The sequence below is a fragment of the Halobacteriovorax sp. JY17 genome (assembly GCF_002753895.1).
GTDB lineage: Bacteria > Bdellovibrionota > Bacteriovoracia > Bacteriovoracales > Bacteriovoracaceae > Halobacteriovorax.
In genome coordinates this window covers 41,126-55,453 of the sequence record NZ_NJER01000004.1, presented here as the reverse complement: position 1 = coordinate 55,453, position 14,328 = coordinate 41,126, and the positions used below count along the sequence as shown (strand labels likewise).

The window sequence follows — 14,328 nt, the reverse complement described above, 5'->3', positions numbered from 1 at the left end:
GATTTTCCCGTAAATTTATAGAGATATTATCGGCATAGAGTTTGAGTCGTCAAACTTTATAGAAAAACTATGGACATCCGCACCGCAACATACTAACAGCGAGTGTTAATTGTCCTAAGAAAGTTCTCAAGGCACTCTCTTGCATCCCGTGAATACAGTTTAGAAAAAGTTGGAATAAACTTTCTAGAACCATCTTTCATAGAGATATCAATACTGAAATTTCCAGAAGTTGAACCCCCACGAGACTTCCTAAGTTCAACAAGTTTAATCTCACTTACTTTTAATTTTAATTCTTGGGCTCTAAACAAGAACTTTGAAAGTACTACAATTTCTTCATCAGAGAAAATAGTGATTTGTGATGGATAAATAAAGTTTAAAACAATGAAGGGAATAAGAAAACTAAGAGTTAACCCAAGAAGGTCATACAATCCCCCGCTTAGAAATAAATACCCCTGATAAACTCCGGCAAGAACAACAATTAGACAGAAGACTCTCGTCAACAGAGATGTTTTAATAATAATTTTTCCATTTAAGTTTTCAATACTCATAGTAATAAGTTTATCATTAATTCTCGTTAATTTAAAAATATAGTGTTAAATTTAAGTCTCATTAATATTGGAGAAGTTTTGCATTATATATTAGCGAAGAATATAGATTGGTTAGAGCCACTTGTTGAAGAAATTCAAAATAGTTTTGAAGTAAAACCTGACAGAGTCACTGGACTTCCTTTATTAAAAGCTTCCAATACATTAGATCTGAGAGACAAGTATATAGCCTTCTCTACTTGTGCTTTAATTAACACAACATCATTTCTAGAAGACTCAATTTCAAAGCAGGCCATGTCAATTGTTGAATCTATCTTAAGTAAAGTAAGTGAAGACGAAACAATTAACCTTCACGTCTTTAGTATGACTCATAAGTATGGAGTGCTCGAAACAGGAAGAGCTGAAATTTTAAAAGATAAGATACATAAGAATTTAAGAAAGAATAAAATTAGAATTATCAGAAAGGGTTTCGAAAGATCACTCTCCTTTGCTCAAGTGATGCTCCTAGATGATCGCTCCGCAATCCTCTCGATTCAAGATACAGAAGAAGTCAGTCACTATAATAGCCTCTACTCTCCTTACGTTGGAGGGTTTAATAACGTTGAGGACGATAAGAAGGCTCCTTCACGAGCTTTTAAGAAAATTGTAGAGGCCCAAGAAATTCTTGGAAAAAATATCTCTAATGGAGAGACCTTAATTGATCTCGGAGCATGTCCAGGAGGCTGGACCTATATTGCAAGAAAGAATGGCGCTAAAGTTATAGCAATTGATAGATCAGAACTACGCGAAGACCTTATGCAAGACGAGCAAGTGCAATTTCTTCAAACAGATGCTTTCAAGTATAGGCCAGAAGAAATTTTAGACTGGGCAGTATCTGATATCATCTCAACTCCAGACCGAGTCATTGAACTCATGACCACTTGGGTTCTAGGAAAGCTCTGCCGAAACTTTATTTTCACAATTAAATTCCAAGGAAAAGAGGGATACACCGTCTTAGAAGAATTTAAGAAATTAGCAAATGAGTGTGATTTCAAAATTATACTAAAGCAATTAAATGCGAATAAGAATGAGGTCACAATAATGGGGAGCGAGAGAGAATGACTTACTTAATCTATTTACTCTTAGGAGTATTTGCAGGAACTCTTTCTGGACTATTTGGAATTGGAGGAGGACTTGTTATCGTTCCAACGCTTCTCTTTTGTTTTAAATTTCTTGGGTTCTCTGCTGAGAATGCTATTCATATGGCGATTGGAACATCTCTTTCAATTATTGTTATAACCGCTTCGAATTCAGTCTACAGTCATAATAAACGTGGAAGTATTGATTGGAAGGTCGTCAAAAGAATTCTTATTCCACTTATTATTGGAACTTACGCCGGAGGACTTGTCTCTAGTAAGCTATCTGCAAACTTCTTAGAAATTGTTTTCTCTGTCTACGTTGTTCTCGTTTCAATAAAAATGTTCTTAGATGTAAAAGTTGATAAGGCCCAGAAAGAAACTTCAACACTGCTCTACTCCATAGTTGGATCAATAATTGGTTTCAAATCTGCAATTCTTGGAATTGGTGGTGGAACAATTAGTATTCCATTTCTTTCTTGGAGAGGATTCCCAATGAAGAAAGCTGTAGGAGTTTCTGCAGCACTTGGACTTCCTATTTCAATAGTAGGAACAACATCATATATTATTTCGGGGTTAAAAGTCAGCGGACTACCTGAACAAAGTTTAGGCTATATTTATCTTCCAGCGTTCTTTGGAGTTATTCTTACAAGCTCATTCTCGGCCCATCTTGGTGCGAAACTCTCACACAAGCTTCCACAAGATAAAATGAAGAAAGGATTTGCTATTTTTCTTTCGATCGTGGCAGTAAAGATGATCTTCTTCAGTTAAACTAAGCGATAGTAGTAATTTAAAAGTTTAAATTCTCTTTCATTCTCTTTTTTAAAATCAATTGGATCCATAAAGTATTCAATTGATTTTCTTGCAAACTCTCCATTAAATTCACGAAGAGGCATTTTTCCCACCTCTTTTTCAAATTGAACCTCGTTCAATGAAAACCAATACTCCTGAGAGTATGAAGTGAAACCTTCTGTTATGAGTGGGTAGAAATTAGTTTTCCTATTAACAATAGGTAGGCATGCCTTTGCACTAACTCGCAATTTCAGACTCTCGTCTGCATCTGTAGTCCATTCTTTCTCATTAATAAACACTGATATTTTATTTAAGAGAGATCTTCTATGCTCAAGACCTAGTCCTTTGTAAAACTCAAAATTAGAACTCAGCTCTCTATCCCATTCGACTCTATAATCTCTCATTTTTCTAACAAGAAGCGCTCTCTTAAAAGATAGTGAATAATTCATATATAAGAAGAATAGAAGTAAACAAATAAATGCGACGACAAATGGAACTAAAAACATAGTTCTGTGATACTGCTCGAATTACAATTCGTCATTCTTTTTCTTAGGAAAGAAGACTCTTGATTGCTGTAAAAGACTGAAAGTACTTTGAATATCCTCTTCCTTCAAATTAATATCTAAAGTATCAATAACTTCTTCAAGGTTCTTTCCATTCATTAACTCTTGAATGATGAGAAAATTCTCTTCTGTAATTTCTTTCACAGTATTATTTGCTCCACCTTTATAAAGCATAATACTTTGAGGATTATCATAATCAAAATCTGGATCGGTAAATCCTGTTGTTCTATATTGAAAGATATCATTAACTCTATAATTCCATTTGAAAATTCTTAAGTTCTTTGAGAATTCAAATTCAAGTGTTGAAAAATCTTGTAGATATTTTTCCCAGTCAACTTCAAAGGATTCTCTCTCACAGTGAAAAATAGTCCAAAATTCTTTTTCAAATAGAGCAAGCTCTCTAAGGAAGGGATAATCATCTATTATCTCTAGGCTCTCTAAAAAGTCTGGAAAGATTTCTCCATAACTTGTTAGATCTCTAAGCTCACTTGGGTATTTTCTAATATACTCCTGTCCTATTGAATAGAAATCATCGTCTCCAACAACAGTCCATACGGCTTCATAATTTTCACCTAGAGCATCTTGAAGTCTAGCATAGTAATCACCACTATATACCTTCACTGCTTCCGTTTTACTTAGACTACCTCCAGGAACAATAAGTCCTTCGAGTGAGTTATCACCAGACTGTACCGATTTTATAAATATCTCTTGAAAATCTTTCAACTTAATCAAAACTATTCTCCCAAAGAGAAATGGCCTTTTTCACTTCCTGATCTAAGACTTCAAACTCTGGAATATCTTCATCCCATTCAATGAGGGTTGGAATATCATTCTTCTTTGTTAAGAAGTACTCGTAGAGTTTCCACACTTCTGGAAAGACAGGACAAGAGTGAGTATCAAAGAGGTACTCCCCCATATCGGTAAATCCCGCTAAGTGAATTTCAGCAATATAACTTGGATCAATAGTATCAAAGTAGTGGTGTGGATTAAATTTTTGATTCTTTGCATTTACGTAAATATTATTAATATCTAAAAGAATTTTTGCTCCAGACCTCTTTGCAATTTCATTTATAAACTCGGCTTCAGTATACTTGCAATCCTTCACTCCGAGATAAGCTGAGAGGTTTTCTAAAATCAGAGGCCTTCCAATAAATTCTTGAACATATTGAACTCTCCCTACAATATGCTCTAGAGCTTCATCGCTATAGGGAAATGGAAGAAGGTTATGAAGATTATTTTTCTTCATTCCCGTCCAGCATAGATGATCTGAAACATTAAATGGTTCAATTGTACCTATTAGACTTTTCAACTTCTTCAAATAGTCTCTATCAATATCATCAGAGCCCGCAATATTGAGGGAAACCCCATGCAGACTAATAGGATAGTCCTCTCTTATTGAAAGTAGTACTTCCATTGGATATCCACTAGTATTCATAAAGTTTTCGGAGATCACCTCAAACCAACTTGCGCTGATCTGAGGCTTCTCTATTAAATAAGGAAAGTGCTGATGTCTAAGACCAGCACCTATTTTATGATTCTTACTCATTAAGACTTAGCGGCCTTTCCACCTTTAGCTTCACAATCTTTCTTACTCATTTTTACAAGACCCTTTCCCTTGCATGAATTTTTTCCACTGCAACTTAATTTAGCGTCACATCCATTCTTTCCGCTGCACGCATCAACTTTTCCACCACACTGTCCATGTCCCTTACATGAATTCACTCCGTAACACATTACTGTGTCAGAGCTCGATGTAGATTGAGCACCTGTGGCTGAACTACAACTAGTTAATGCAAATAAACCTGAGACTGCAGCTGCTGTAAGTAGTAATTTACGAGATTTCATAGAAACTCCTTTATGAAATTAAATTCAGGAAAATACCTGTTTCCTATTAGTGTTAAAAACTTGAAAGGTGTTACATTTTTTGGGATTTTTTTTTTATGTTTCGTAACTATTCATAAAGAAAGGGATTTCGTCTAAGAACTTGAGCCCCATTTTGTATTCTCGACTTGTTACTAGATCAACACGTTTATCCATTTTTGTCACATGAACAATTTTACAACGAACGTTCTTATCTAAAGAGACATCTCCGAAGCTAGTAATAAAGACATCCTCACCTACAATAAAGCTCTTTACCTTAGTAATACTAAAAATAACTCCTAGTCCATCTCTATTTATATCTAGAACATCAAGAACAAATGAAGAGTTCTTAGTTTTATTCTCAACATCTAAATCAATTTTTACTTTAATTGCTTGCTCAAGAAGATTACTTCTAGATTGATCTCTATTTTCAATTATTCTAAATTTCTTTGGGAGAATTATTTGAAGTTTCTCTCGGCTCATTTTTCTAATAATCGCCTTAAAAAGTAAGGACCGATCATTAAAACGAATAAAAACTTCTTCATCTTCTTTAAAATTAAAAACTTTCTGATCAACTTCGACTAATTGGAGAATTCCTTTTTCAGACGAAAATTTTTGAATGAAGGCCTCGTGCTTCTGTCTTAACTTATCTTCTTGCGCTTGCCATAGAAATATTGTTTCAATACTTTCGATTGTTCTTTCAATACAATCACAAAGAGATTGAAAGTCATTTTCCCATACCATTTTCTTCAAAAAAGAATGATTCATTTAGCTTCTCGTTTTACTAGTTTTTAATATTATATACGAGAAGATCAATAAATAGTATGGGGCAAATAGAATTAAAAGAGCGTATTTTCTGCGAGCGGAACTACCGCAGTTGGACAGCTTTGCATTTTTCTATCAAAAGCAACAAGCTTTAGCCCATGCTGAAACCATCTGATCTCAAGAATTTTACCCGAGTTTAAATCTCTGATAAATACCACATCACCAAACATTTCATCTTCGCTCGTCTGAATATTATCCAAAGATGTTACTAAAACGAATTTCCCATAAACACTTGAGAACATTCTCGATTCGTAATCCAGAATAAAGTCTTGCTCATTATCTTGAACCCACTTTTTTACATTATTTTCAATTACTGAGAATTCTTTTTTACTAGCAAAGCCGAAACCTATTTTCTTAAGAGAGCTACTTACACATTCAGCCGAATGAGTTGAAAAAATAAATAAGAAAACTAAAATAAACTTCATAGAAACTCCTTGAGTTAGAAATTGTAACAAGAAGTTTTTTTACTGAAAAGAAATTGACCTATAACGAAGCAGACTCAAGGCATCATCACTTAAGTTTAATTTTATAGGATTTCTCACTATATAAATGGAATCACCTCATCATCTCTCATCCAAGAAGTAAGACCGTACCTTCGCTCCTTCGTTTCAAGAACTTCGTGAAAGATTTGTGAAGAAAAGAAAGTCACAAGAGTTCCCTTCTTTGGTCGTATGACCTTATCAATCTTTTTCTTATCATCTCTATTAAAAATAACTAACTCCCCACCTTCATCACAGTCTTCCAAATAGAGAATACTACTGACTTGTCTATGCTTCGTTTCGCTATGCTGGTCAATATGCTTCTTATAGAATCCTCCTATTTCATAAATAGCAAATTGAGATTCAATCCTTCTCATTGGAAGAAAGAAGTATTGATTAAGATGAAGCATTAAATCAGTTAGTTTAATTTTAAAAGTATTTAAACTCTCTCTTGCTTCCCAGTTCTCTATCCAATGTATCTGAGATTTTCTAATATCTGAATTCACTTGTAAGTTTAACTGACGGCTGATTCCTCCCTCGTAGAAAGCATTGCCCTCTTCAAGAGATTTTACATAAGTAAGAATTTCTTCACATTCAAATTTCGACAAGAAGTTTTGATCTTCCGACCAACCCGATAATTCAAGTTTTGAGCTTATTAAGTCTAGCAATAGAAACCCCACAAGAGGTCATACTACAATAGGAAAAAGCCTCATAATAATCGATTTATTAGAGGCTTTAATTAGTTTGAAATTAAGAGGATTAGTCGTTATTCCATCTCGCAGTCAATTCACCAAGTGGACCATTGAAGACATTTACATCCATGTCGAATTCAGTCCCAGGAACATTATAGAGACAAGTTCCAGTTCTCGTGCAATTAATCTCACTTGAAAATTGCCACATGAAGTAATTTGGCCACAAAGAACCAGGATAATCTGTTACATTGGCCTTAAATCTAGCGTACCAGAGTTTAGACTGTTGGAAGATTGGATTATTACTCACAAGTGTATTAAGCTTCTTAGTCGTGGAATGATTAGCGTAGACTGTTGGAATTTTCCCTGTTTTCTCATAAACATATTCCATGAAAACAATTGCTTCTTCTATACTCATAAAACTACTTGAAGCGGTATCTTCTAAGTCTAAAATCATAAGTGTATCTGGCTCATCTCCAATAAGAGAGAGAAATAAATCGGCCTGGGCCTTAGTATTTCCTCTTCTTCCTAAGTGATAAGCTCCCCATAGATAACCTCTTTCAAGAGCAATTTTCTTTCTTGAAACGTACTTAGTATCTACACGACTTCCAATACTAGATCTATGAATGACTGCTACCACTTTTGGATCACTGGCCATTTCATTCCAATCAATTCCATTACCTTCATAGGCATCAATAATTATCGAAGTTCCAGCTCTTTCCCAAGGTCTATTTAAAGACGCTTGATCTGTTTCATCTGGATCTCCACCAGTCGGAGGCGGTTCGACAGTATCATTATCGCCATCCCCATCACCGGGATTTCCAGAGTCATCAGAGCATTTTTCGCTCGCATCTAATGAATCACCTGCAGACTTAGTGACAGATGTATCAGGGTTGTTACTCTTGTCGCATTGATCATCTTCTTTTACACAAGAAAACGATAACAATGCCACCACCAATAAAATAAATTTTAATTTCTTAGTTTCTCTCATGTCTAGCTATTCGGCAGATTAGTGAGAGTTTTAATTTAGGAGGGTAAATTAGTGTCGCAGAGGAAAGAATGTCCCAAGCCCAGTCGGCTTGGGAGCCTCAAATGCTATTTAGAATCAGGCTTTGGTGGTCTATGTCCTCGTTTTTTAATAATTAGGCCATTAAGAAAATTTCGAAGTAGTTGATCACCGCAGTCCATATATTTAGGGTGATCTTCACTTCTAAATAGAGCACCAAGCTCTGACTTAGAAATATCAAACTCCACTAATTTCAGTATTTCAATAATATCTTCATCTCTATACGAAAGAGCTACACGTAGTTTCTTTAAAATATCGTTATTTGTAAGTGCCATAGTAATCCTATATTTAAATTTTCTTATCTCTACCATTATTTAGGTAAAAGTTAAAACAATAGGTTATATTTACATTAAAAAGAGAGCGAACTAGCGCTCAAATTCTTTTTTCAACTTCTTCAGATATCTCTTCATTTGAAACTTATAGAGTTTCATGACAATTTTTGGAGAAATATTCACCCCAAAAGTTTCCTTAATCATTCTTCGATCAAAATCCACAATATAGGTAAAGGTTGTCACACCACTCTTCTCTGTGAAGAATCTTCTACTTTTTAAAAAGTAAGGACTTCCTTCAATTGTTGTGAAGATAACTTTATAGGGAGGGTCTACTTCAATCACCTCTGTTGTTGTAATAAAATTTCTTCTTATACCTATCCAAGCATCCTCTCGATACCAACTCCCTATCTCTACAGAGTGATTATTGGTTGTCATATCATTTACTTCACTCCTCCATAGATGATCATTCATAGGACTTGAAACGAGATCAAAGACTTTATCTATTGGGGCCTTAATATCAATTGAGCCAGTAGATTGAACAAGTTCTAAGGAAAGAGAATTAAATGAAATGAAAATTAGGAATAAGTATAGAATCTTTTTCATTATTAAATGGTAGAAATTAAATCTCAAAGTGGCAAGAAGCACTAGTTTCTCGTATTTACGACACCTTAGAGACTGAACATCTCTTTTCAAATGGTCTAAAAGAACTTACAATTTTCTCATCATCAATTTTAGGAATAGTAACTTGCATCTATCAAAACATAGAGGACATAGGAACCAAAAGTATCTGACATGGCTCAGAGGGAAGAACTGCGTCGTCTCAGGAAAGAAGGCCGAATGCGCTCATCATATTCGTCTAGGAACCAATGGAGGAACGTCCATTAAACCTTCCGATTATTTCTGCATTCCTCTACTCAATGAATTTCATACAACTGGGTCGAGTGCTCTTCATATTATTGGCGAGGAAACTTTCTTAAAATTATTTGGACTATCACCAAAGAATCTCTTCATTACATTTTTAAAGGAATACCTCTCAGAGAATTATGATGTTCTCTATATGCCAGGAAATAAGTCTCCCGAAGAAGATATCTCAGAGCTTATCAGTATCATTGAGAGTAAGATTACAAGAGTTGCCAAATCTGCAACGAAGAAGGCTTCTAAGCCTAAAATGCAGGGAGCACCTAAAGTTAGCATTACCGAAAGTAACTACTATCAAATCGCTAAGAAGCTCAAAAATGATCGAGACAAGGCCCTTAGAAAACAGCTTAAAGAGAACTCTAAGGACTCCACCGCGCCAAAGAAGCAATTCAAGGGCAATGAATTCTATGAGAAGGCAAAGGAAGAAAAGAGGTTAAAAGATCGAGAGTTCAGAAAGAAGAATAAGGAATTAGCCGCCAAATACAAGAAAGAGCAATCAGGTAAGAATAAGAGCCTATTTAAAGAGAATGAAGAATCCAAGTACTAATTATAGCCTTTTTCCCAGTTCTTTGATACTAAACCAAAAAGAAATACTGAGGAAAATATGAAAAAGTCGTTTACGTTCGCATCCCACAATAAAGCCCCCGAAAGAAATATCGATTCAATAAAATTTGAAGTTAAAAAGTATATCACTCGTGAAAGAAAGAAGAAGCTTCCAGAAGGAACTGATTATTGGGACTTCGATTGTAAAATTGGAGCCGACGAATCTGTTAGCGAAAAAATTGATTTAAAAGAGATTGGAAAAAATATTGATAACTTATTTACCGAAGGACATAGTGGTTTCTACCTGGAAATCCTTGCCAAAGCCGCCTATAAGTCTAACGTTAAAGAAACAACAAAGAAGAAATAAGAGAAGTGAAGCCTAGTCTTCTCTAGGCCACTCATCAGGATCGTCGTAATCACCAAGATGCTTTGAGGTAAAGTGATAAACAACTTTACCCGGGTCTCGAAACCCTACGACTCCACCATTTTGCAAAATATCTCCAACCTCTTCTGTATACTTTCCTTGTGTATACCCTTTCTTTCTTAATTTCCTAAGTTCAATAAAGGATTTTAAATTTATATAATTTGAAACACTTCGGTGCATTCCGCAGGCTTTAAAAGTTTCGAGAGAGGGATCTGTGTAAATCTCGGCATCGTGAAGATTTAAGTCTTCCTTAAACACTTTGATTATATTTGGATTACCATTACCAATGAAAATAATCTTCATTTTTAAATTCTTCATCTGACGGTGAAGATTCCAAATTTGGTCAGCATGGGCCCGACAGCCAATACAACTAAAGTGACGTAGAAAAATCACAACAACTGTTCGATCCTTCCAAAGTGATGAGAAATAAATCTGCTCCCCTTCTTCTGAAAAAATCTTTAGCCTCTTAAGCGCAAGAATATCAACTCTCTGCTGCCTTATTAAGTCTTTCTTAGAATTTTCGTATTCTTCAATTGTCTTATTTTTCATCTCTACATACTAAATCAAAAAAAGGTTTAGACAAAGGAACTTATGACCTATTCAAAATAGAAGTTTTAGGATTTAGAGTTTAATTGTCCACAAGCTGCGAGAACATCATCGCCCTTAGTTGTTCTAACCAGAGTTGGAATCATATACTCTTTTAAAATTAGTTTAAAATTCTCAACTATATCTTCTGACGGTCTTTGATATTCGCTTCCGGGGAATGGGTTGAACGGTATTAAGTTAATGAAGGCCTCTTTTCCTTTTAATAACTCTCCTGTTTTTCTTGCATCGATTTCTTGATCGTTAAAGTCTTTAATCAGTAAGTATTCATATGTTATGAATTGCTTACGTCTTAATGGAATTGTATCAATATAGGAGAGAACTTCTTCGAGAGGATATTTCTTATTTATAGGAATAAGCTCATTTCTCTTCTCAGTAAAAGGAGAATGTAGAGAGAGGGCAAGATTGACATCCAAACTTTCCTCACTCCATCTCTTAAGCCCTGGAATAAAACCTGAAGTTGATACCGTAATTTTCTGATTCCCTATTGAGGCTCCATTCTTTGAAAGAAAGATATCACAGGCCTTCTTAACTACATCAAAGTTATGAAGAGGTTCCCCTTGCCCCATGAAGACTATATTTAAAATACGTCCACCCTCTTCTCTATTTTGAACAAGCCAATTCCAAGCGACAAGAAATTGCCCAACAATTTCAGATGTGTCTAAGTTTCTCTTTAAACCTTGAGTTCCAGTAAAACAAAAAGAACAATTCATGGCACAGCCAACTTGTGAAGATAAGCAAATTGAATATTTACCATGAAATGGAATGAGAACTGTCTCAACCTTTGATCCATCATGAAGTTTGAAGAGAAACTTAACTGTTCTATCACTAGACTCGTGAACGATATCGATCTGCGGTAGCTCAAAGCTAAGATTTTCTTCTAAGAAGTTCAAAGTCTTTTTTGAAATATCAACTGTACAAGGAGCGATGACCTTCTTCTTATAATGCCAGTTAAATAACAAGGAAGCGGCACTAGTATTTAGACCATTCTCTCTTAAAATATTTTCTAAATCTTCAAAATTTAAATTGTAGAATGATTTCTTCAAAGTTAGTCCAAGTGCCGTATAATTTGCTGCACCTTAACTTTTCGCTTCTAAAAAGACAATATCAAATAGCTAACCTACTAAAATTAGTAGCCGTTTATTTCTATGCTAGAATAGAAGAATGGAAAAGCCTCTCTATAAGAAAGTCATTGCAGTTCTCGCCACCATTTTTGGAGCCGTCTACCTTCTAAATCCCACCATGGGCCTTTTTGAAATACTACCGGATAATTTACCTATTATTGGAAATCTAGACGAAGGTGCTGCTGTCTATTTAATTTTTGCAAGCCTTCGCTATCTTGGACTCGATCTCTTGAAATACTTTGATCGTTTAAAGAAATAAGGACTACTTAATTCCTACAATATAAGCACTCCAGTTAATACTATTTTCTTCAACTTCTGTTTCATAGAATTCGCCATTTCCAAAACCTTCTTCGTCAAAGTCTTCCCAAAAGACTTTTGAAGTCGAAAATCCGGCCTCTTCTAAAAGGTCTCTTACCTCCGTAATTGACCACATTCTAAACTCATATGTAAAAGCATCTATCAGCTCCGTTCTATCACTATACTTAAAGTGAATTCCATAGTTCGCGATTCTAGAAATTGGGTTAAAGTCCTTTCTTTCAAACTCAAAGAGAAAAGGTTCAATAAACTCATGCTCGTCTATATCTCTTTCTTGAACTTCAGGAATTTCACTATCACTCCCCCCAAAGATATCTAAAATGATTATTCCTTCTTTATTTAAAGAACTGTACACATGCGTGAAGTATTCTAGAAGTACTGCTCTCTTATGAAGTAAGCAATAAGAAAAATTAAAAGTAGCAATTATATCAACGGGATCTGTTGTGACAAGAGCATCACATACTCTAGCATCGATACGACCACTTTCCTCTTCACTTAAGTTGCTCTGATAATTGGTGACTCCGTATTCAATTGTATCTCTATCATTATCAATTGATATTGCCGTTCTCTCTTTTTTAGATTGAACCCAACAGCAACTAAGAGCAAAGGTTCCACTAAAGTCCTCACGAAGAGATATCGCCTCTCTCTTGAATAGCTCCTGATATATTTTTGAAATTCTCTTCACATCACTGATTGGATCCTGCACAGATGCTAAGTAAAGAGCGTGTTTATCTAGAGTTCTCTTTCTCATAATTTCCTTCCGAGAAAACCTTGCATTATCTGTCGACAACTAGAGTTCACTCTTTGTTCAAAGACTTCAACTAGTCCCTTATTTGCTATATTTAAAGCTGACTCCTCCACATACTTAGTGGAAAATCGTCTCCCCTTGCCTTCTACTTTTAGGATCATCACATTATCTGAATCTGAAAACTTTCCAATAACTCTATAGCCGTCACTTGTTTTCATTCCTAAAGGATTCATTACTTCTTCAACATTTGACTTAATAACTAAATCCCTACTCTTTGAGATTTCTGTTTCCACTAAAACATCTTTTCCTTTAATTGTAATCTTTGACGCCTTATTAACAGAGCTAAAAGAGCTATCTGTTAGAAGAACCTCAAAGTTTGGCTTTCTTACTATGATTGGATAATCTCCTGTTGGTGTGTGACCTACGACAACTCGATAAATTCCATATCTTCTTAGTTTTTGAATTAACTTTCTTCCTGGAGCAATAGGATTTCCTGCATCGTCAGAGAATCTAGCATAAACGACACTGTTTAAATTCTTAATACTTCCAGGTCTGGGTGCATGATAATCAATAAGATTCTGCCCCTTTCTTGAGTCTGAAAACCAATCATCAATTTCGTCTCTAGCAAAATCATTCAATCCATCGATCCACTTCTCAGGATCGGTTTCTCGAATAGCTCTTCCCGGAATAAAACCAAAATTCTCATTCGTAACTGCACCATGGACAAAGATATTCCCATCAATTATTTTGCCAAGCTCTCCATTCTTTAAATACCGTCTAAGAATTCCAGACTCATCGTAGTCTTGAAGAAAGCTTGCAAAAACAAAGTGATCATCAATAGCTTTCTCTGGATAGAGAATCTCTAGCTCCTCTCTTCTAAACTCAAAGGCTAAAGGTGCATTCATACCAGCAAGAAAGGACTTAAATCGCAGTAGAGGATTATCATACTCTTTTACAAACTCTTGAAACTCTTGAGCAGAAAGGTTATCGGGAATTTTGATATTAAAACTCTCTTCAATGGTTTTCTTATGCCATGGAATAACAATCTCAGGAACTGGCCTTGTTAAAGAACCATCCATAAGACTCATGATACGAAGCTTATTAATATCTCTATTTCCAAGAATGAGGGTCACATTTTCAGGGTACTTCTCTTTCAAATTTACAAGATCATTCATTATGCGAAGCGATCCTGGTCCTCTATCCATGACATCACCTAGAAAAACAAATCTCTTTCCAGCAACTAAATCAAGCTCACCGCTTGAGTTTAAAAAGAGAGCATCTGATTTTTGAATAAAGTCATTGAAGCGATCTATATTTCCTTCAAGATCACCGAGAACAGAAATTTCTGAGCTTGAGCTTGCAGGCCCTCTACTAATTATTCCAAATTTTGAACAACTAACTAAGGTAAAAAGAAAAAGAGTAAAGAATAGATTATATCGCACTGAAA

The 14,328-nt window shown here is 35.1% G+C and carries 20 protein-coding genes; 5 read left to right on the top strand and 15 right to left on the bottom strand.

Annotated features, from left to right (window positions below; translation table 11 throughout):
• Positions 1 to 92: 92 nt before the first annotated feature.
• Complete coding sequence (locus tag CES88_RS15555) at positions 93 to 548, bottom strand: hypothetical protein (protein ID WP_290736535.1); 456 nt, start codon at positions 546 to 548, stop codon at positions 93 to 95.
• Positions 549 to 626: 78 nt separating this feature from the next.
• On the opposite strand from CES88_RS15555, the gene CES88_RS15550 reads away from it, so the two are divergent.
• Positions 627 to 1,646, top strand: coding sequence for an SAM-dependent methyltransferase (locus CES88_RS15550; RefSeq protein WP_290736532.1), 1,020 nt, complete (start codon positions 627 to 629; stop codon positions 1,644 to 1,646).
• Positions 1,643 to 2,431 carry a sulfite exporter TauE/SafE family protein gene (locus CES88_RS15545; protein WP_290736529.1) on the top strand — a complete coding sequence of 263 codons (789 nt, stop codon included), beginning with the start codon at positions 1,643 to 1,645 and terminating at the stop codon, positions 2,429 to 2,431. The genes CES88_RS15550 and CES88_RS15545 overlap by 4 nt, the downstream gene beginning before the upstream one ends.
• Here the strand turns inward: CES88_RS15545 and CES88_RS15540 are convergent.
• The 10 genes from CES88_RS15540 to CES88_RS15495 form a co-directional block, all read right to left on the bottom strand.
• Positions 2,428 to 2,901 (bottom strand): zinc-dependent peptidase, encoded by a 474-nt coding sequence (locus CES88_RS15540; RefSeq protein ID WP_290736526.1) that lies wholly within the window; start codon positions 2,899 to 2,901, stop codon positions 2,428 to 2,430. The two genes, CES88_RS15545 and CES88_RS15540, sit on opposite strands and share 4 nt — an antisense overlap.
• A gap of 78 nt (positions 2,902 to 2,979) precedes the next feature.
• Entirely contained in the window at positions 2,980 to 3,747 is a 768-nt protein-coding gene (locus CES88_RS15535; RefSeq protein WP_290736523.1) for a DNA-binding domain-containing protein, read from the bottom strand.
• Positions 3,740 to 4,561, bottom strand: coding sequence for a DUF692 domain-containing protein (locus CES88_RS15530; protein WP_290736520.1), 822 nt, complete (start codon positions 4,559 to 4,561; stop codon positions 3,740 to 3,742). The genes CES88_RS15535 and CES88_RS15530 overlap by 8 nt, the downstream gene beginning before the upstream one ends.
• Entirely contained in the window at positions 4,561 to 4,860 is a 300-nt protein-coding gene (locus CES88_RS15525; RefSeq protein ID WP_290736517.1) for a hypothetical protein, read from the bottom strand. The genes CES88_RS15530 and CES88_RS15525 overlap by 1 nt, the downstream gene beginning before the upstream one ends.
• Before the next feature lie 93 nt (positions 4,861 to 4,953).
• Entirely contained in the window at positions 4,954 to 5,643 is a 690-nt protein-coding gene (locus tag CES88_RS15520; RefSeq protein WP_290736514.1) for a hypothetical protein, read from the bottom strand.
• 71 nt (positions 5,644 to 5,714) lie between these two features.
• Entirely contained in the window at positions 5,715 to 6,125 is a 411-nt protein-coding gene (locus tag CES88_RS15515; RefSeq protein WP_290736511.1) for a hypothetical protein, read from the bottom strand.
• A 116-nt stretch (positions 6,126 to 6,241) separates the two neighbouring features.
• Positions 6,242 to 6,847, bottom strand: a complete 606-nt coding sequence (locus CES88_RS15510) for a 2OG-Fe(II) oxygenase (RefSeq protein WP_290736509.1) — start codon at positions 6,845 to 6,847, stop codon at positions 6,242 to 6,244.
• A 91-nt stretch (positions 6,848 to 6,938) separates the two neighbouring features.
• Positions 6,939 to 7,814 carry a glycoside hydrolase family 25 protein gene (locus tag CES88_RS15505; RefSeq protein ID WP_290736506.1) on the bottom strand — a complete coding sequence of 292 codons (876 nt, stop codon included), beginning with the start codon at positions 7,812 to 7,814 and terminating at the stop codon, positions 6,939 to 6,941.
• Positions 7,815 to 7,963: 149 nt separating this feature from the next.
• A complete protein-coding gene (locus CES88_RS15500; protein WP_290736503.1) occupies positions 7,964 to 8,209 on the bottom strand; it encodes a DUF1456 family protein in 246 nt (81 codons plus the stop codon).
• A gap of 90 nt (positions 8,210 to 8,299) precedes the next feature.
• Positions 8,300 to 8,809 (bottom strand): SRPBCC family protein, encoded by a 510-nt coding sequence (locus CES88_RS15495; RefSeq protein WP_290736500.1) that lies wholly within the window; start codon positions 8,807 to 8,809, stop codon positions 8,300 to 8,302.
• A gap of 142 nt (positions 8,810 to 8,951) precedes the next feature.
• On the opposite strand from CES88_RS15495, the gene CES88_RS15490 reads away from it, so the two are divergent.
• Together CES88_RS15490 and CES88_RS15485 are read left to right on the top strand one after the other, a co-directional pair.
• The gene (locus CES88_RS15490) at positions 8,952 to 9,671 is read left to right on the top strand and encodes a hypothetical protein (RefSeq protein WP_290736498.1); all 720 of its coding nucleotides are present in this window, start codon (positions 8,952 to 8,954) and stop codon (positions 9,669 to 9,671) included.
• A gap of 57 nt (positions 9,672 to 9,728) precedes the next feature.
• Positions 9,729 to 10,034 (top strand): DUF6172 family protein, encoded by a 306-nt coding sequence (locus tag CES88_RS15485; protein WP_290736495.1) that lies wholly within the window; start codon positions 9,729 to 9,731, stop codon positions 10,032 to 10,034.
• Between the two features lie 12 nt (positions 10,035 to 10,046).
• Here the strand turns inward: CES88_RS15485 and CES88_RS15480 are convergent, their stop codons facing one another.
• Positions 10,047 to 10,640, bottom strand: a complete 594-nt coding sequence (locus CES88_RS15480) for an AhpC/TSA family protein (RefSeq protein ID WP_290736492.1) — start codon at positions 10,638 to 10,640, stop codon at positions 10,047 to 10,049.
• A gap of 65 nt (positions 10,641 to 10,705) precedes the next feature.
• Positions 10,706 to 11,740 (bottom strand): 23S rRNA (adenine(2503)-C(2))-methyltransferase RlmN, encoded by a 1,035-nt coding sequence (gene rlmN, locus CES88_RS15475; protein ID WP_290736489.1) that lies wholly within the window; start codon positions 11,738 to 11,740, stop codon positions 10,706 to 10,708.
• 118 nt (positions 11,741 to 11,858) lie between these two features.
• Between rlmN and CES88_RS15470 the strand changes: the two genes are divergently transcribed.
• Entirely contained in the window at positions 11,859 to 12,077 is a 219-nt protein-coding gene (locus tag CES88_RS15470; protein WP_290736486.1) for a DUF1232 domain-containing protein, read from the top strand.
• Between the two features lie 3 nt (positions 12,078 to 12,080).
• Here the strand turns inward: CES88_RS15470 and CES88_RS15465 are convergent, their stop codons facing one another.
• Entirely contained in the window at positions 12,081 to 12,884 is an 804-nt protein-coding gene (locus tag CES88_RS15465; RefSeq protein WP_290736483.1) for a hypothetical protein, read from the bottom strand.
• Positions 12,881 to 14,323 (bottom strand): metallophosphoesterase, encoded by a 1,443-nt coding sequence (locus CES88_RS15460; RefSeq protein WP_290736480.1) that lies wholly within the window; start codon positions 14,321 to 14,323, stop codon positions 12,881 to 12,883. The genes CES88_RS15465 and CES88_RS15460 overlap by 4 nt, the downstream gene beginning before the upstream one ends.
• Positions 14,324 to 14,328 lie beyond the last annotated feature (5 nt).

Excerpts from the sequence above, each read along its gene's own strand:
- CES88_RS15555 (WP_290736535.1), bottom strand. The coding sequence starts at position 548 with ATGAGTATTGAAAACTTAAATGGAAAAATTATTATTAAAACATCTCTG.
- CES88_RS15545 (WP_290736529.1), top strand. The coding sequence starts at position 1,643 with ATGACTTACTTAATCTATTTACTCTTAGGAGTATTTGCAGGAACTCTT.
- CES88_RS15540 (WP_290736526.1), bottom strand. The coding sequence starts at position 2,901 with ATGAATTATTCACTATCTTTTAAGAGAGCGCTTCTTGTTAGAAAAATG.
- CES88_RS15530 (WP_290736520.1), bottom strand. The coding sequence starts at position 4,561 with ATGAGTAAGAATCATAAAATAGGTGCTGGTCTTAGACATCAGCACTTT.
- CES88_RS15525 (WP_290736517.1), bottom strand. The coding sequence starts at position 4,860 with ATGAAATCTCGTAAATTACTACTTACAGCAGCTGCAGTCTCAGGTTTA.
- CES88_RS15520 (WP_290736514.1), bottom strand. The coding sequence starts at position 5,643 with ATGAATCATTCTTTTTTGAAGAAAATGGTATGGGAAAATGACTTTCAA.
- CES88_RS15515 (WP_290736511.1), bottom strand. The coding sequence starts at position 6,125 with ATGAAGTTTATTTTAGTTTTCTTATTTATTTTTTCAACTCATTCGGCT.
- CES88_RS15500 (WP_290736503.1), bottom strand. The coding sequence starts at position 8,209 with ATGGCACTTACAAATAACGATATTTTAAAGAAACTACGTGTAGCTCTT.
- CES88_RS15495 (WP_290736500.1), bottom strand. The coding sequence starts at position 8,809 with ATGAAAAAGATTCTATACTTATTCCTAATTTTCATTTCATTTAATTCT.
- CES88_RS15485 (WP_290736495.1), top strand. The coding sequence starts at position 9,729 with ATGAAAAAGTCGTTTACGTTCGCATCCCACAATAAAGCCCCCGAAAGA.
- CES88_RS15480 (WP_290736492.1), bottom strand. The coding sequence starts at position 10,640 with ATGAAAAATAAGACAATTGAAGAATACGAAAATTCTAAGAAAGACTTA.
- CES88_RS15470 (WP_290736486.1), top strand. The coding sequence starts at position 11,859 with ATGGAAAAGCCTCTCTATAAGAAAGTCATTGCAGTTCTCGCCACCATT.
- CES88_RS15465 (WP_290736483.1), bottom strand. The coding sequence starts at position 12,884 with ATGAGAAAGAGAACTCTAGATAAACACGCTCTTTACTTAGCATCTGTG.